The sequence below is a fragment of the Amycolatopsis sp. CA-230715 genome (assembly GCF_018736145.1).
Classification (GTDB): Bacteria; Actinomycetota; Actinomycetes; order Mycobacteriales; family Pseudonocardiaceae; genus Amycolatopsis.
On sequence record NZ_CP059997.1, the window covers coordinates 1,242,819 to 1,256,981 of the forward strand.

The 14,163-nt window shown below is 71.4% G+C and carries 16 protein-coding genes and 1 tRNA gene; 7 read left to right on the top strand and 10 right to left on the bottom strand.

Annotated features, from left to right (window positions below; all coding sequences use genetic code 11):
- Window positions 1-18 precede the first annotated feature (18 nt).
- The 3 genes from selB to HUW46_RS05935 all read right to left on the bottom strand — a co-directional run bounded on the left by selB (window position 19) and on the right by HUW46_RS05935 (window position 3,114).
- A complete protein-coding gene (gene selB, locus HUW46_RS05925; protein ID WP_215546310.1) occupies window positions 19-1,746 on the bottom strand; it encodes a selenocysteine-specific translation elongation factor in 1,728 nt (575 codons plus the stop codon).
- Complete coding sequence (selA, locus tag HUW46_RS05930) at window positions 1,734-3,020, bottom strand: L-seryl-tRNA(Sec) selenium transferase (protein WP_215546311.1); 1,287 nt, start codon at window positions 3,018-3,020, stop codon at window positions 1,734-1,736. Before selA ends, selB begins: the two co-directional genes overlap by 13 nt.
- Window positions 3,020-3,114, bottom strand: a tRNA-Sec gene (locus tag HUW46_RS05935). Before HUW46_RS05935 ends, selA begins: the two co-directional genes overlap by 1 nt.
- Before the next feature lie 55 nt (window positions 3,115-3,169).
- On the opposite strand from HUW46_RS05935, the gene selD reads away from it, so the two are divergent.
- Window positions 3,170-4,171 carry a selenide, water dikinase SelD gene (selD, locus tag HUW46_RS05940; protein WP_442860919.1) on the top strand — a complete coding sequence of 334 codons (1,002 nt, stop codon included), beginning with the start codon at window positions 3,170-3,172 and terminating at the stop codon, window positions 4,169-4,171.
- A gap of 1 nt (window position 4,172) precedes the next feature.
- On the opposite strand, the gene HUW46_RS05945 is transcribed toward selD, so the two are convergent.
- The 5 genes from HUW46_RS05945 to HUW46_RS05965 form a co-directional block, all read right to left on the bottom strand.
- Entirely contained in the window at window positions 4,173-5,357 is a 1,185-nt protein-coding gene (locus HUW46_RS05945) for an FUSC family protein (RefSeq protein ID WP_215546313.1), read from the bottom strand.
- A 15-nt stretch (window positions 5,358-5,372) separates the two neighbouring features.
- Window positions 5,373-6,794 carry a cytochrome P450 gene (locus HUW46_RS05950; protein ID WP_254125857.1) on the bottom strand — a complete coding sequence of 474 codons (1,422 nt, stop codon included), beginning with the start codon at window positions 6,792-6,794 and terminating at the stop codon, window positions 5,373-5,375.
- A gap of 5 nt (window positions 6,795-6,799) precedes the next feature.
- Window positions 6,800-7,180: an STAS domain-containing protein gene (locus tag HUW46_RS05955; RefSeq protein ID WP_215546314.1), complete on the bottom strand. Its 381-nt coding sequence runs from the start codon at window positions 7,178-7,180 to the stop codon at window positions 6,800-6,802.
- Between the two features lie 137 nt (window positions 7,181-7,317).
- Window positions 7,318-7,860, bottom strand: coding sequence for a hypothetical protein (locus HUW46_RS05960; RefSeq protein ID WP_215546315.1), 543 nt, complete (start codon window positions 7,858-7,860; stop codon window positions 7,318-7,320).
- A gap of 19 nt (window positions 7,861-7,879) precedes the next feature.
- The gene (locus HUW46_RS05965; protein ID WP_215546316.1) at window positions 7,880-8,296 is read right to left on the bottom strand and encodes a CBS domain-containing protein; all 417 of its coding nucleotides are present in this window, start codon (window positions 8,294-8,296) and stop codon (window positions 7,880-7,882) included.
- Window positions 8,297-8,545: 249 nt separating this feature from the next.
- On the opposite strand from HUW46_RS05965, the gene HUW46_RS05970 reads away from it, so the two are divergent.
- From HUW46_RS05970 to HUW46_RS05990, 5 genes are all read left to right on the top strand, one after another.
- A complete protein-coding gene (locus tag HUW46_RS05970) occupies window positions 8,546-8,860 on the top strand; it encodes a histone-like nucleoid-structuring protein Lsr2 (protein WP_215549703.1) in 315 nt (104 codons plus the stop codon).
- A gap of 394 nt (window positions 8,861-9,254) precedes the next feature.
- A complete protein-coding gene (locus HUW46_RS05975) occupies window positions 9,255-9,611 on the top strand; it encodes a hypothetical protein (RefSeq protein WP_215546317.1) in 357 nt (118 codons plus the stop codon).
- 412 nt (window positions 9,612-10,023) lie between these two features.
- Window positions 10,024-10,365 carry a hypothetical protein gene (locus HUW46_RS05980; RefSeq protein WP_215546318.1) on the top strand — a complete coding sequence of 114 codons (342 nt, stop codon included), beginning with the start codon at window positions 10,024-10,026 and terminating at the stop codon, window positions 10,363-10,365.
- Window positions 10,366-10,435: 70 nt separating this feature from the next.
- Window positions 10,436-10,609, top strand: a complete 174-nt coding sequence (locus tag HUW46_RS05985) for a hypothetical protein (RefSeq protein ID WP_215546319.1) — start codon at window positions 10,436-10,438, stop codon at window positions 10,607-10,609.
- Window positions 10,606-11,790: an alcohol dehydrogenase catalytic domain-containing protein gene (locus tag HUW46_RS05990; RefSeq protein WP_215546320.1), complete on the top strand. Its 1,185-nt coding sequence runs from the start codon at window positions 10,606-10,608 to the stop codon at window positions 11,788-11,790. Before HUW46_RS05985 ends, HUW46_RS05990 begins: the two co-directional genes overlap by 4 nt.
- Window positions 11,791-11,793: 3 nt before the next feature.
- Here HUW46_RS05990 and HUW46_RS05995 read toward each other — a convergent pair whose 3' ends face one another.
- A complete protein-coding gene (locus HUW46_RS05995; RefSeq protein ID WP_215546321.1) occupies window positions 11,794-12,162 on the bottom strand; it encodes a winged helix-turn-helix transcriptional regulator in 369 nt (122 codons plus the stop codon).
- Window positions 12,163-12,244: 82 nt separating this feature from the next.
- Here HUW46_RS05995 and HUW46_RS06000 point away from each other — a divergent pair, with 82 nt between their 5' ends.
- Complete coding sequence (locus tag HUW46_RS06000) at window positions 12,245-12,652, top strand: RidA family protein (RefSeq protein WP_215546322.1); 408 nt, start codon at window positions 12,245-12,247, stop codon at window positions 12,650-12,652.
- A 7-nt stretch (window positions 12,653-12,659) separates the two neighbouring features.
- Here the strand turns inward: HUW46_RS06000 and HUW46_RS06005 are convergent, their stop codons facing one another.
- Window positions 12,660-14,123 carry an aminotransferase class I/II-fold pyridoxal phosphate-dependent enzyme gene (locus HUW46_RS06005; protein ID WP_215549704.1) on the bottom strand — a complete coding sequence of 488 codons (1,464 nt, stop codon included), beginning with the start codon at window positions 14,121-14,123 and terminating at the stop codon, window positions 12,660-12,662.
- Between the last annotated feature and the right edge of the window lie 40 nt (window positions 14,124-14,163).

Here is a 14,163-nt window from a genome sequence, read left to right on the forward strand (position 1 = left end):
CAACGGTAGTACCGGGTATCAGCCTTCGCAGCGCACGATGCGGCGGTGCTCCGGGTCGACGCGCTCGGTGCGCCCTTCGGCGTCGAGCCGTTCGAGCAGCGGCACCACGACGCGCCTGCTGCTGCCGAGCGCCTGCCGCGCCTGGCTGACCGTGAACGCGCCGCCGATCCCGGCGAGCACCCGGTACGCCCGTTCGAGCGCGCCGGGGCCGAGCACGACGTCACCGGTGATCCGGGTGAGCCTGCCGAGCCGCACGGCCGCGGCGATCTCCTTCACGCCGAGCCGCAGCTCCCGCAGCCGATCCGCGGTCGGCGCCTGGAACGGCGCCCGCTCGAACTCCGCGTCCAGCTCGGTGAGCGCGCGATCGACGGCGGGCGGCAGCGCGGCACCGGGTTCGCGCACGAGTCCCCCGGTGCGCACGAACCCGGTGCCGGACAGCACTTCGCCGAGCAGCGCGGTGTCCGGCAACCCGAGGCACCGCGCCAGCGCGTCGGTAGGCATGCCCGCTTCGACCGGATGCGCCGCGCGCCAGGTTCCGAACTCCGCCACGGCTTCGGCGGGCAACGCGCGCCACCGCTGTTCGTCCACCAGCCACTCCCCGACGCGCACGCCCGATTCCGGGAGACCCATCGCGCGCGCGTCCGCCACCGGGAGGAAGGTCTCGCGCTGTTTCGGCGGACCGGCCAGCTCCGCCGCACGCGCTCGCGCGGCACCACGGCGGCGCAGTGGCGGCGGCCGCACGTCCAGTACTTCGATCCCCGCCGGGATCCGGTGCTCACCGGGATCGCGCAGCAGCCCGCGATCCCCCACCCGCACCGGGAGCGAGCTCGCCAGCGCGAGGCGCGCGGTGTCCGTCCCCAGTGGACGGACGCGGCACGCGGGCGCGGCCGCGCCGAGGTGCAGGACCAGCTCGCGGTGCAGCGAAGCGGAATCGTCACCGCGCACCCGCACGTCGATCTCCGTCGTCAGCCGCCAGGCACCCGGGGTCAGCAGCGCGTCGCCGCGGGAGATCGCGTCCTTGTCCGCGCCGCGCAGGTTCACCGCCACGCGCGCGACCGCGCTCACCTCGGGCAGGCTTTCGCCCAGCGCCTGCAGGCCGCGGACCCGGACCGTCCCGCCGCCGAGCACCAGTTCGTCGCCTTCGCGCAGCGTCCCCGCGGTCAGCGTGCCGGTGACCACCACGCCCGCGCCGCGGATGGTGAAGCGGCGGTCCACCCACAGCCGGACGTCGGCGCCCGTGTCCGGTTCCGGCAGTGCGCTCGCGAGCGCGACCAGCGCCCGCCGCAGCTCGGGCAGGCCGTCCCCGTCCGTCCCGCTCACCGCGACCGCGGGGACCTCGCCGAGCGTCGTGTTGGCGATCCGGCCGAGCGCGTCCGCCATGACCGGGGCGGGGTCGGCCCGGTCGGACTTGGTCACGGCGAGCAGGCCGTGGCGGACGCCGAGCGCGTCCAGCGCGGCGAGGTGCTCGGCGGACTGCGGCATCCAGTCCTCGTCCGCGGCCACCACGAACACGACCGCGGGCACCGGGCCGATCCCGGCGAGCATGTTCGGCACGAACCGTTCGTGGCCCGGCACATCGACGAACGCGAACCGTGTACCGGAAAGGTCCGTCCACGCGAAGCCGAGGTCGATGGTGAGGCCGCGGCGACGTTCCTCCGACCAGCGGTCGGGCTCCATCCCGGTCAGCGCCCTGATCAGCGTGGACTTGCCGTGGTCGACGTGCCCCGCGGTGGCTACCACCCGCACCGGCGCACCGCCTCTTCGAGCACCCCGTCCGCGGCCGGGTCGATCGTGCGCAGGTCCAGCAGGCACCGGCCGCGTTCCACCCGCCCCACCACCGGCGGCCTGCCCGCCCGCAACGCGGCCGCGCAGGACTCGGGCAGGCTCACGGCCGCGCTCGGCAGCACGACGCCCGGCGCGCCCCCGCCCCCGACGGCCGCCGCCGACTCGACCGCCTCGGCACCGAGGTCGCGCAACGCACCGGCGAGCCGTTCCGCCCGCGCCAGCAGCGATCCCCGATCCGCGTCGAGCGCGGCCCGCACCGGCGTTTCGGGACCGCGCAAGGTCGCTTCGAGCGCCGCGAGCGTGAGCTTGTCGACCCGCATCGCCCGCGCCGCCGGATGCCGTCGCAGCCGCTCGACCAGATCCGCGTCGCCGAGCAGCAGCCCGGCCTGCGGACCGCCGAGCAGTTTGTCGCCGCTCGCGGTGACCAGTGCGGCGCCCGCGCGCAGCACCGAATCCGCGTCCGGTTCGCCGGGGAGCAGCGGGTGCGGTTCGAGCAGGCCGGACCCGATGTCGGCGACCACGGGCACGCCGAGGCCGGTGAGCTCGGCGACCTCCGCCTCGGCGGTGAACCCGCTGACCAGGAAGTTCGACGGGTGCACCTTGAGCACGAACCCGGTGTCCGGCCCGATCGCGTCCGCGTAGTCCGCCGCGCTCGTCCGGTTGGTGGTGCCGACCTCCCGCAACCGGGCCCCGGCGGAGGTGAGCAGGTCGGGGATGCGGAACCCGTCCCCGATCTCGACGAGCTCGCCCCTGCCGATGACGATCTCCTTGCCCGGCGCGAGCACGATCGCGCACAGCAGCAGCGCGGCGGCGTTGTTGTTCACCACGTGCACCGCACCAGCCGACGGCACCGCGGCCGAAAGCGCCTCGACCGCCCCTCGTCCGCGACGGGCGCGCTGCCCGGTCTCCAGGTCGAACTCGACGTCCGTGCTGCCACCGGCCTCGGCGACCGCCGCCAGCGCCGCGGCCGACAGGGGCGCGCGGCCGAGGTTGGTGTGCACGAGGACGCCGGTGGCGTTCAGCACCGGGCGCAGCGACGACGCCGTGGCGGGCAACGCCGCGAACGCCTCCTTCGCGACCGCGTCCGGCGGGATCTCCCCGGCACGCGCACGTTCCTGCGCCGCGACGACGGCGGCCTTGACCACCGACGGGCCGAGATTCCTTGCCGCGCCGGCGAATTCCGGCCGCCCGAGCAGGGCGTCGGTCCTCGGGATGTGCCGCCGCGGGTCAGGCATGGCGGAGGCGGACGGGAATCGAACCCGCCAACGGCAGTGCCTGCCGTTCAACGGTTTTGAAGACCGCGCCGGTCACCAGGCCGGATACGCCTCCTTGCACCATGGTGACCATCCTCGCAAGACAGCGGCGCGCTCGCACGAGGAGCACAATGGCGGCCATGCCGGTCCGACTCACGCAGTACGCGCACGGCGGCGGATGTGCCTGCAAGATCCCGCCGGGTGAGCTCGAAGAAGTCGTCCGCGGCCTCTCCGGCGCACCGCCCCGTGACCCGGCGGGCGAGTTGCTCGTCGGCCTCGACGACGGGGACGACGCGGCGGCGGTGAAGATCCGCGACGGCCTCGCCCTGATCGCCACCACGGACTTCTTCACCCCCGTGGTCGACGATCCCGGCGACTGGGGGCGGATCGCCGCCGCGAACGCACTGTCCGATGTGTACGCGATGGGCGGAAGGCCCGTCGTCGCGGTGAACCTGCTCGGCTGGCCACGGGAAACCCTGCCGTTCGAGTTCGCCGCCGAGGTGCTCCGGGGCGGGCTCGACATCTGCGCCACCGCGGGCTGCCATCTCGCCGGCGGGCACAGCGTGGACGACCCGGAGCCGAAGTACGGGCTCGCGGTGACCGGCACCGCCGACCCGGACCGGTTGCTGCGCAACGACTCCGGGCGTGCCGGGACGCCGCTGTCGCTCACCAAGCCGCTCGGCATCGGCGTGCTCAACTCCCGTCACAAGAGCACCGGGGAACGCTTCGAAGAAGCCGTTTCCGCGATGACCACCCTCAACGACGCCGCCTCCGCCGCCGCACTGCGCGCCGGGATCTCGTGCGCGACCGACGTGACCGGTTTCGGCCTGCTCGGGCACCTGTACAAGCTGGCGCGGGCCAGTGGCGTCACCGCTGTCATCGACGCGGCGGCGGTGCCCTACCTCGACGGCGCACGAGAAGCGTTGCGGGACGGCTACGTCAGCGGCGGCACGCGGCGTAACCTCGACTGGGTCGCCCCCGCCGCCGATCTGTCCGCTGTGGACACTTCGGAGGCACTGCTGCTCGCCGACGCCCAGACCTCGGGTGGTCTGCTGCTGGCTGGCGAAATCCCCGGCGCACCGGTGATCGGCGAACTCGTCCCGCGCGGGGAGCACACCATCGTCGTCCGGTGACTCAGGTGGTTTCCCGCTCCCCCAGCATCGAGCGGAGGTGCTGCGCTTCGTCCACCAGACGGGTCGCTTCGGCGAGCAAGATTCCGTACGGGTGCGAGGGATCCGCCGTGGGGAGCGCGCTGTCCTCGATCATCTCGACGAGGCCGTCGCGCTGCCGCTGTGCTTCCTCGGTGGCCGAGCGCAGTTCGGCGGCCTTCTCGTCCAGCCGGTCCTCGTCGATGGTGCTGAACAGGGACGCGATTTCCGTGATCGAGGCGAGAAAGGCTCCGTACCGGCGGAGGAAGTCGCGGTGCTCGTCGCCGTCTTCGCTCTCCTGCCACTGGTCGAGGCTGCGCGTGATCGACACGACCTGGTGGCCGACGCGCTCGAACGCGTCGATCACCCCTTGGTACACCGGGAAAGCGTTGTGGTGCGAATGGCGGCGAAGGCGGCGGCGCGGGTTGAAGTAGGTGCTTTCCGACGCCGTCCGCACCGAGGACTGCGCCTGCGCGGCGACCGGGGCGAGATAGGTCGCGCGCTCGCGCCAGTGGCTGGTCCGGTCCTCCCCCAGCTCGCCTTCCCGCAGCGGCGGGTGGATGTCGTCGAGCAGGTCGCACAGCGAATGCGCGAGGGCCTGGACGCCGTACTCGGCGCTGCGGTACCGCAACGGCGGTAGCACCAGCACGTTGACCAGCACACCGACCCCGCAGCCGATGAGCACGAGGAGGATGATCTGCCCGAGCTGGGCGACCCGTTCGAGGCCGCCGGTCGCGGAAACGTAGGTGGAGAAGGCGAAGAACGCCGCCGTGGCCACCTGCGAGCCCTGCGCGCCGAGCCTTCGCCACTGCCCGATCGTCATCGCGATGAGCGCCACCAGCGCGAAGGTCAGCAGGGTCGGCCCGAACAGGAATCCCAGCGCCGCCTGCAACGCGACCCCCGCGCACACCGCGCCGACGAACCGCAGCGTCTGCACGAGCGACTGGTAGACCGTCACCTGCATGATCAGCACCGCGGAAAACGGTGCGAACGCGGGTGACTGCGCGTCGATCAGGTCGTACGAGACCACCCACGAGACGGTCGCGGCGAGCGCGCTCTTGCACACCAGCGCGAGCGTGTACCGCTCGTAGCTGTCGGCACCACCGGCCCGCCGGAACCACCGTACGATCCGCGCGAACCGCCCCTGCGACGGGTTCTTCTCCTCAGCCATCACCACCTCGCCGCTTCACGCCTCCGCGACGGCGAAGCGGAGCCCGAAGTTGTCGATCGTCGGCGGCAGCGGGGCGCCCGGCGAAAGCGGCGGCGGGGAAACCAGGCGGAACCGCTTGGCCCGCACCAGGTTCGCGAGCATCGTGGACACCACCAGCAGCACCACGTTGCGGCCGGGGCACTCCCCCGGTCCCGCGCTGAACGGCACGAGCGCGGGCTTGCGCTGCGCGCTGCCGTCCAGCCAGCTCTCCGGTGAGAACCGGTCGGCGTACGGGAGGGACTCGCCGTCGCGGTGGAAGAACGGCGTGAACACGAGGAACTCCGTGCCCGCGGGCAGTTTCGTGTCCTCGCCCCACGCCGTCTCGGCCGTGCTTTCCCGCAGCAGCACCGGTGTGGTCGGCCAGAGCCGCACGGTGTCGAGCACGCTCGCGCGGAGGTAGGGCAGCGCCTGCGGCGCGCCGAGGTCGAGACCGTCGATTTCCGCGCGCGCTTCGGTGTCCTGCTCGGGGTGGGTCGCGAGCAGCGCCAGCGTCCGCAGCGTCACCATCCCCGCCGCGTCGAAGGCGAAGAGCCAGTGCGGGACCTGGCCGACCGGGTCCACCTCGCCACCCGCGGACGTCGTCGCCATCACCTGCGCGAGGCTGCCCGGCTCGGCCCGGTCGAGGTGGCCGCGCAGGCGCGTTTCGAAGCGGCGGCGCGTTTCGTCCTTGTCGGGGTGCAGGTACGCCCAGTTGGCGTCCCGCCTGAGCTTCGCGAGGAGATCGGTGACCTCGTCGTCGTCGCGGGCACCGTCCCCGAGCACGACCCTGCGCACGATGCGCCACCAGGCGATGTTGAACGCGTCCCAGTCCAGCTCCCCGCCGCGGTTTTCCAGCAGTGCGGCGGTTTCCTCCTCGACCACGGTCACCGCGGCGGCGGCGATCTCGTGCAGCGGCCGCTCGGTTTCGAGCACGGATTCGACGTACTCGCGCCGTTCCCCGCGCTCGGGCTGCTCGGAGATGAGCACGCCGTGCGGCTGGAAATGGCTCAGCGCCGCCTTTTTCTCCGTGGTGGCCGGGGTGAACGGCGCGGGCGAGCCTTCGAGCACCCTGCCGACGTCGGCGCCGGAGAGCACGACCGCGATCGACCTGCCCGGGATCCGCAGCCGCAGCGGCCCCGGCCCGTACCGGTGGCGCAGCGACTGGAACAACGGGATCGACGGGCCGTCGAGCCGCAGCTTCTGCGCCGCCGCCAGTACGCGCGGGCGGCGCTTGATGACCCCGCCCGCCAGCGTCGGCAGCACCGCCTTCCCGGCGATCCGCACGGTGTCGAGCACCGAGGCCACCTTGACGAGATCTTCCGTGCCCCCGGTCGCGGGCACCTTGTCCGAAAGTCCTTCGAGGTTGCGGCTCATGCGGTGCGGATACCCCGCCCGCACCACCGCGAAACGGCGGCTCACGGCGTTCAGGAAGCGGTACCCGCCCAGTCCGTTTTCGCTTCCTCCACGGAGTCCCGGAAGACGAACTCGCCGTCGAGGCCGATGAGCACGAGCGACCGGCGCACCTGTGCCCGCACCGCGCACAGCAGGAGTGGCACGTCGTAGCTCCGCGCCTGCTCCTGCGCGCGCAGGAGGCTGGCCATCCCCGCGCTGCCGAGGAACCCGACACCGTTCATGTCGACCACCACGACCTTCGGCATCGGCCCGCGGAAAAGGGCGTCGACGCAGGCATCGAGCCGTGGCGCGGTCGACAGGTCGATTTCCCCCGTCAGCACGATCTCCGCCACCGAATCCGTGACGGGGTGGGACACGATCCGCAGCACCTCGCGATGCCCGCGTGACGTCATCGACAGAACCCTTCCGCTCGCCGTATCCAACGAAGCGGGAAGTGGTCCGAAATGAGCGCCGCACCGCTTCGCGGTTGGCTGCTGACTGAACCGGGGCCAACACTAACGAGGTCTCGGGAAGGCCACAACCCTGGCGCTCACGGCCGGGGCGACTCGTCCAGGTCCGCCGTGGTGCGCGCGACCGCGGCGACCACGTCGGGGTGGCCGAGCGGCAGCGGCGGCGGCACTCTGTCCTCTTCGGACGGTGTGCTGTGCGCGATCACCGCGACCGTCACGCCGTCGGCCTCGGCAGCCTGCCGCACCGAGCGCACGCTTTCCGCCCACCGCTCGTCCGCGGGCGCGGCGTCGTCGCGCGCGCCGGTGTCCTCGGCGGCGGGATCGACCAGCAGCAGCGAACGGACCGCGGCGGGACGCCTGCTCACCAGTTCGAGCACGGTGCCCGCCACCGGCCCGCTGGTGACCACGTCCACCGGCCGGGTGAGCACGTCCGGATCGGCCAGCAGCTCGAACGCCTCCGAAAGGGCGCCGTCCTCGCTGAGGCGGCACCACACCACCTGGCGCCGCTCGGCGAGGTCCCGCCAGGTGGCTGGCAGTTCGCCGTGGTTCGCGGCACCGGCGGGGTCGAGCACGAGCACGGTCGGGCAGCCACCGTCGCCGTGCCACACCACGTTCGGGGTCATCGCGGTCTTCTCCTCGGGTCTAGTCGAAGGAAAGGGCCTCGACCAGGGCTCCGGCGTCCGGATTGGACAGTGTGCGCGCGACGTCGGCCTGCGACACCACGCCGACGAGCCGGTGCCCGTCGATCACGGGCAGGCGGCGGACCCGGTGGTTCGCCATGGTCGCCATGATCTCCTCGGCGTCGTCGTCCGCGCCGATGGTCACCGCCTCGCCCTGCGCCAGGTCGCCCGCGCTGATCGCGCGCGGGTCCTTGCCCTCGGCGAGCACCTTCACCACGATGTCGCGGTCGGTCAGCATGCCCTTGAGCCGGTCGTCCTCACCGCAGATCGGCACCGCGCCGATGTCCGAGCCCGCGAGGATGTTGGCGGCGTCGAGGACCGTGTCGGAGGATCGCACGCAGGTGGCCCCGCCGGTCATCAGTTGCCGTGCCGTGGTCATTTCCGCACTCCTCACTTCGATGAACTCGTCGTTGCACGGGAGGCATACCCACCTTCCGCGCGGCTTATCCCCGAACGCCCCGCCGGGCTGCCGCGGGATCAGCCCATCGAACTACCGGCGGCGTGGCCAGCCGGGTGCGCCGCGACACCTTGGTGGAATCGTGCGCGGCCACGGCGTTCCGCTCGCTACCGTCACCGCCACCGCGGGCGGTCGTGGCCGGGTGGAGAGGGCTTTCTGGTGGCACAGGTGATGGTCGACGATCTCGACGGCAGCGAAGCCGACGAGACGATCCAGTTCGAGCTGGACGGCACCCGCTACCGGATAGACCTCTCCGCCGAGAACGCCAAGGCCTTCCGCGCGTTGCTGGCCCGGTATGTCGAAGCGGGGCGTTACCTGCGCGGATACCGCCGCAAGCTGCTGCCGGGCGGCGGCAGGGCGCCGTCAGGCACCACGGTGGACAACTGCCGGATCCGGCACTGGGCGCGGGTCAACGGGTTGCCGGTGAGCGAACGGGGCGTCCTGCCGACCCGGATCGTCGACCTGTACGAGCGCGCCGAGCACTGATCCGCACCCCCGTCCGGTGGCGGCGGGCTTCCGGCCCGCGAGCCCTGGATCCGTTGCGCCCGAACACTTCTTGTCGATCTTGGTGCGCTCCCGCCCGCCTCGGACGCCTACCCGGACGAGGGACGGCGCGCCCGGTCAGCGGGCCGCGACCCGACACAATCGTGGAACCACGTGGACGCTCGGCGGCGACCGTGGGTATGTTCGCCATCACTCCAAGCAAACCACTATTCGATGCGGCGCCCGAATAAAGGCGAGAACGAAGCGCGCACCGGCGAGTCGAATTCTCGAAGTGGAACTCGACGAACCTTCCCGGCCCGAAAACTTCCGTGCGGAAGCGTTCGGCCGCGCACCCACTTACCGGCTCCGGCCGCCGCATCACCGTTAGGGAGAAACCATGCTCAAAAAAGCCGGATTCGTCGTGACGGCCGCGGCGGCCGCGGCACTGGCCGGCGGCGGAGCCGCCATGGCCGCCCCCGCCGACCACCCCGCGCCCGGCCACCACGGCCATCACGGCGGCCAGGTCGGCCTGATCAACCTGAACAACATCGACGTGCTGCACAACGTCAACGTGAGCCCTGGCGTGTGCGGCAACGACGTCAACGTCCTCGGTGTCCAGGTGCCGATTCGCAACGCCCTCAACGGGATCGGCCTCCCGATCCTGTCCCCTGGCGAAAACGAGAACGAGACCGCGACGCCGTACAACTGCGCCGCGAGCGCCGTCGTCGACGGCGGTACGTCGCAGCACAACTAGGTCCGGAGCCGCCCCGCGCGGGCGCGGCGGTACCCACGGCGGGGACGGGTTGCCCTTCGGCACCGGTCCCCGCCGTTCTCATGCGGTTCCACCACGGCCGATCATCCTGATCGAATTCGCCGGAACAAATCCACGATTATTCCGAGACGTCCACACGCCCGGTTTTCCAAAGAATCGGCGAGCCGGATCGCGCACCCGGTTCGCCCGCCGAAACGGGATCGGATAATCTGTGCGTGGTTGAGAAAGCAGCCAGTTCACCCCCGCATCCCTTTTCGGGTTGGGCCGGGTCGTGGTGAGCACGACAGCTGCGCGCCGATGCCGCCCCTCATCCGATCTCCGGCCGGGCGAACCACGATTTCGAGCGCGAACGCGCGATCCGGTTCGCACCCGTCCGACCTCCCACGGAGCAGCCATGTCCGATCACCTGCTGGTCGCCGCGCCCGGCGCCAGGTTCACCACAAGCACGGTCCCCATCACCGGCGACCGGCTGATCCACCCCCGCGACGTACCCAACGACCTCGCCAGGATCGTGGTCAGATGGGCCAGAACCTGGTTGCCCTACACCGCCGCGGCCCGCGACCACTTCGACCGGCTCGAAAGATCGCTCGGCACCCGGACCCGGTACGCCGACTCGGAGGTCCTCGGCTGGCTCTTCCTGACCCCCGAGGACGGCTCGCTGGCCGCCAAAGTGCGCTCCGGCGAGATCGAAGCGGCGACCGCGCTGTGTGCCGAATCCGAAGCATGGCCGTCCTAGCACGCCGCTGTCGCCGGAGTTTCGCCGCGGGGCCGGGCTGGGTACCCGGAATGTGCGAAAGGAGCCCAGCATGTCGGAACCACGATCGGAGCAGACCAGCGACGAACCCGCCGATGACCTGCTCGAAGCCTCGCGGAGGCACGTCAAGGAAGCGAAGGACGTCGCGGAGTCCCAAGAATGGCGGCTCGGCGCCGAACAACCGGCGATCGCCGAGGACGCGCCCGGCACCGAAGGAGCTTCATGAAAGCCTTGACCTGGCAGGGAAAACGCGACGTCCGGGTGGACACGGTGCCGGATCCGGCGCTGGCGGCGCCCGACGACGTGATCGTGCGGATCACCTCGACCGGTCTGTGCGGCTCCGATCTGCACCTGTACGAGGTGCTGGGGCCGTTCCTGGAACCCGGTGACATCCTCGGCCACGAACCGATGGGCGTGGTCGAGGAGGCCGGTGCCGAGGTCACCGCGGTCCGTCCCGGCGACCGGGTCGTGGTGCCGTTCAACGTCTCCTGCGGCACCTGCTTCATGTGCGGGCAGGGCCTGCACTCGCAGTGCGAAACCAGCCAGGTGCGCGACCAGGGCATGGGCGGGTCGCTGTTCGGCTACACCAAGCTGTACGGGCAGGTTCCGGGCGGCCAGGCGGAATATCTCCGCGTGCCGTACGGGAACGAGCTGCCCGTCAAGGTGCCCGACGGCCCGGCCGACGACCGGTTCGTCTTCCTGTCCGACGTGCTTCCGACCGCATGGCAGGGCGTCGAGTACGCGGACATCCCGCCGGGCGGAAGCGTGGCCGTGCTCGGGCTCGGCCCGATCGGCGACATGGCCGCCCGCATCGCGCTGCACCGGGGCGCCGGCGAGGTCATCGGCGTGGACCGGGTGCCCGAACGGCTCGGCCGCGCCAGGGCCAGGGGCGTCGACACGATCGACCTCGCCGAACACGACGACGATCTCGCCGAGGTGATCCGGGACCGGACGGACGGCAGGGGCCCGGATTCGGTGATCGACGCGGTCGGCATGGAGGCGCACGGGTCGCCGGTCGGGAAGATCGCGCAGCAGATCGCGGGCGTGCTGCCGGACGCGGTGTCCGAAAAGCTCATGCAGACCGGCGGCGTCGACCGGATGCACGCGCTCTACCAGGCGATCGACATCGTGCGGCGCGGCGGTACGATCTCACTGTCCGGTGTGTACGGTGGCATGGCCGATCCACTGCCGATGCTGACGATCTTCGACAAGCAGCTCCGGCTGCACACGGGGCAGGCCAACGTGCACCGCTGGGTCGGCGATCTGCTGCCGCTCCTCGGTGACGACGATCCGCTCGGCGTGGACACCTTCGCCACCCACCACGTCCCGCTCGCCGACGCACCGGCCGCCTACGAAATGTTCCAGAAGAAGGAGGACGGCGCGGTCAAGGTGCTGTTCCGCCCCTGAGCCTCAGCTCACCGTTTCGTCGAACCGCCCGCGTGCCTTTTCGATGGCGGGCAGGTGCTTCGCCGCCCATTCGAGAAGAACGTCGACCGGGTGCCGGAGCGTCTTCCCCAAGGGCGTGATCCGGTATTCGACGGCGACCGGCCGCGAACTGAGCAGCCGCCGTTCCACGATGCCGTTGCGTTCGAGTCTCCGCAGTGTCGCGGTGAGCGATTTCTGGGTCACCGCGGGAATCGCGCGGCGCAGGTCGTTGAAGCGGCACGGCCGCTCGCACAGCTCGTTGAGGATCTGCAGCGACCACTTGTCGAGTACTTGGTCGAGCAGTTCGCGGTGCGGCGCGCTGATCGCGAATTCCGCTGGGGAGGTATCCGGCATGAAACCTGGTCTCGTTGAAGTGTCCTGAATGTACCAGGTATCAAAGCTATACCTGGTTCACTTCCCCCGCGAGGAGACTTCGATGAGCGTCCGGCGCTTCACCCCCGACGGCCTGCCGCAGCCTGCCCCGTACCACCACGTCGCCGTCGGCACCGGCACCCGCCACGTCCACGTCAGCGGTCAGGTCGCGCGCCGGGCCGACGGCGCGCGGGTCGCCGACGATCTCGCGGGCCAGGTCGCGCACGCGCTGCGCAACACCGCGACCGGGCTCGCCGGCGCGGGCGCCACCTTCGACGACGTCGTGCGGCTGACCTTCTACGTCACGAAATGGGCGCCGGAGAAGATCCACGAGTTCATGGCGGGGGTCGAGGAGGTGGCCGCGGAGCTCGGGCTCCCGGCGCCCATGCCGCCCTCGTCGCTCATCGGGGTCGAGCACCTCTTCGAGCCGGACGTGCTCGTCGAAGTCGAAGCGACCGCGATCACGGACTGACGGAGCGCTACCTCGCCACCACCCTGATGGTGGCGAGTTCCGGATCGGCCGGATCGGGCACGTACATGCCCGCCGCGACACCGGAGCGCAGGTAGTCGAGCACCGGCTGGGTGAGGACCTCGCCCGGGAGCACGGCGGGTACCCCCGGCGGGTACGGGCTGATCGTCTCGGCCGCGATCCGGCCCGCCGCGCGGTGCGCCGGAACGTCTTCCAGCGGACCGAAAAAGGCTTCGCGCGGCGACATCGCCTGTTCGAGTTCGAGATCCGCGGGGCTGGGCAGGTCGATGGGCTCGGCGACCGGGATCTCGTCGAGCCTGCCGACCAGCGAGCGGACGGCGTCGACGAGCCTGCCGGTGGTTTCCCCGTCGTCGGCGACGGTGATCTGCGCTGCCATCCGCTGGTGGTCGGACAGGCCCATGTCGATCCGGTGCCGCTCGCGCAGCCACTGGTTGACGTCGTAGCCGGAGCGGTCCAGTTCCGCGGTGTCGATGAGGATCTTCAACGGGTCGTTGTCGTCGGCGAGACCGGGACCGACCAGGTCCGCCCTGCCCAGCACACCGATGCCGGGAATCGCGGCGAGCGCATCCCTCGTCTCGCGCGCGAGGCCGATCGCGGTGTCCAGCAGTTCGGCACCGTGCTCGACCATCTGGCGGCGCCACCCGTCGAGACCGGCGTAGATCAACGAGGAGGGGCTCGTGGTGTCGAGCAGGGACGCGCGGGCGGCCAGGACGCTGCCGTCGATCCGGTCGCCCTGCAGGTGGTAGACCGAGCCCTGTTCGAGCCCGGCGCCCATCTTGTGCACGCTGGTCACGCAGAGGTCCGCGCCCGCGTCCATGGCCCACGCGGGCAACCCGTCGTGGAACGGCAGGTGCGCGCCCCACGCCTCGTCGACGATCAGGGGGCGTCCGTGCGCGTGGCACACGTCGGCGGTCTCGCGGATCGCCGCGCAGGCCCCGTAATCGGTCGGGGTGATCAGCAGCATTCCCTTGGCGTCCGGATGCGCGCGGAAGGCCGCGTCGACCGCGTCGGGGCCGGGCGGGTGCGCCAGGTGCAGGCGGCCGTCCCAGCGCGGGTCGACCCACACCGGCTGGATGCCGCTCAGGATCAGCCCGGCCACCACGGACTTGTGCGCGTTGCGGGACAGCAGCAGTTTCTCGCCGGGGCCCGCGACCGAGAGCATCGCGCTCTTGACCGACAGGGAACTGCCGCAGGTGGAGAAGAACGCCTGGTCCGCGTCGACCGCGTCGGCCATCAGCTCCTCGGCCCTCGCCAGCACGCCGCGGTCCATCTCCCGGTTGTCCAGGCCGTTCAACAGGATGATGTCCGAGGCGAACACGTCCTTGCCGACGACCTCGGCCAGTCGCGGGTCCACTCCCCTGCCCTGTTTGTGCCCCGGCGGGATGAACGCGAGATGGTCCTTCTCGCGGTACTGCCGGATGGCGTCGATCACCGGGGCCTGCGCATGGTTCACCACGAGCCGGGTGTTCCCCGCGCGCGGCGCGGCCAAACTG

Coding starts and splice junctions, on each gene's coding strand:
- selA (WP_215546311.1), bottom strand. CDS start 3,020: ATGCCTGACCCGCGGCGGCACATCCCGAGGACCGACGCCCTGCTCGGG.
- selD (WP_442860919.1), top strand. CDS start 3,170: ATGGCGGCCATGCCGGTCCGACTCACGCAGTACGCGCACGGCGGCGGA.
- HUW46_RS05945 (WP_215546313.1), bottom strand. CDS start 5,357: ATGGCTGAGGAGAAGAACCCGTCGCAGGGGCGGTTCGCGCGGATCGTA.
- HUW46_RS05955 (WP_215546314.1), bottom strand. CDS start 7,180: ATGACGTCACGCGGGCATCGCGAGGTGCTGCGGATCGTGTCCCACCCC.
- HUW46_RS05960 (WP_215546315.1), bottom strand. CDS start 7,860: ATGACCCCGAACGTGGTGTGGCACGGCGACGGTGGCTGCCCGACCGTG.
- HUW46_RS05965 (WP_215546316.1), bottom strand. CDS start 8,296: ATGACCACGGCACGGCAACTGATGACCGGCGGGGCCACCTGCGTGCGA.
- HUW46_RS05970 (WP_215549703.1), top strand. CDS start 8,546: ATGGTCGACGATCTCGACGGCAGCGAAGCCGACGAGACGATCCAGTTC.
- HUW46_RS05975 (WP_215546317.1), top strand. CDS start 9,255: ATGCTCAAAAAAGCCGGATTCGTCGTGACGGCCGCGGCGGCCGCGGCA.
- HUW46_RS05980 (WP_215546318.1), top strand. CDS start 10,024: ATGTCCGATCACCTGCTGGTCGCCGCGCCCGGCGCCAGGTTCACCACA.
- HUW46_RS05985 (WP_215546319.1), top strand. CDS start 10,436: ATGTCGGAACCACGATCGGAGCAGACCAGCGACGAACCCGCCGATGAC.
- HUW46_RS05990 (WP_215546320.1), top strand. CDS start 10,606: ATGAAAGCCTTGACCTGGCAGGGAAAACGCGACGTCCGGGTGGACACG.
- HUW46_RS05995 (WP_215546321.1), bottom strand. CDS start 12,162: ATGCCGGATACCTCCCCAGCGGAATTCGCGATCAGCGCGCCGCACCGC.
- HUW46_RS06000 (WP_215546322.1), top strand. CDS start 12,245: ATGAGCGTCCGGCGCTTCACCCCCGACGGCCTGCCGCAGCCTGCCCCG.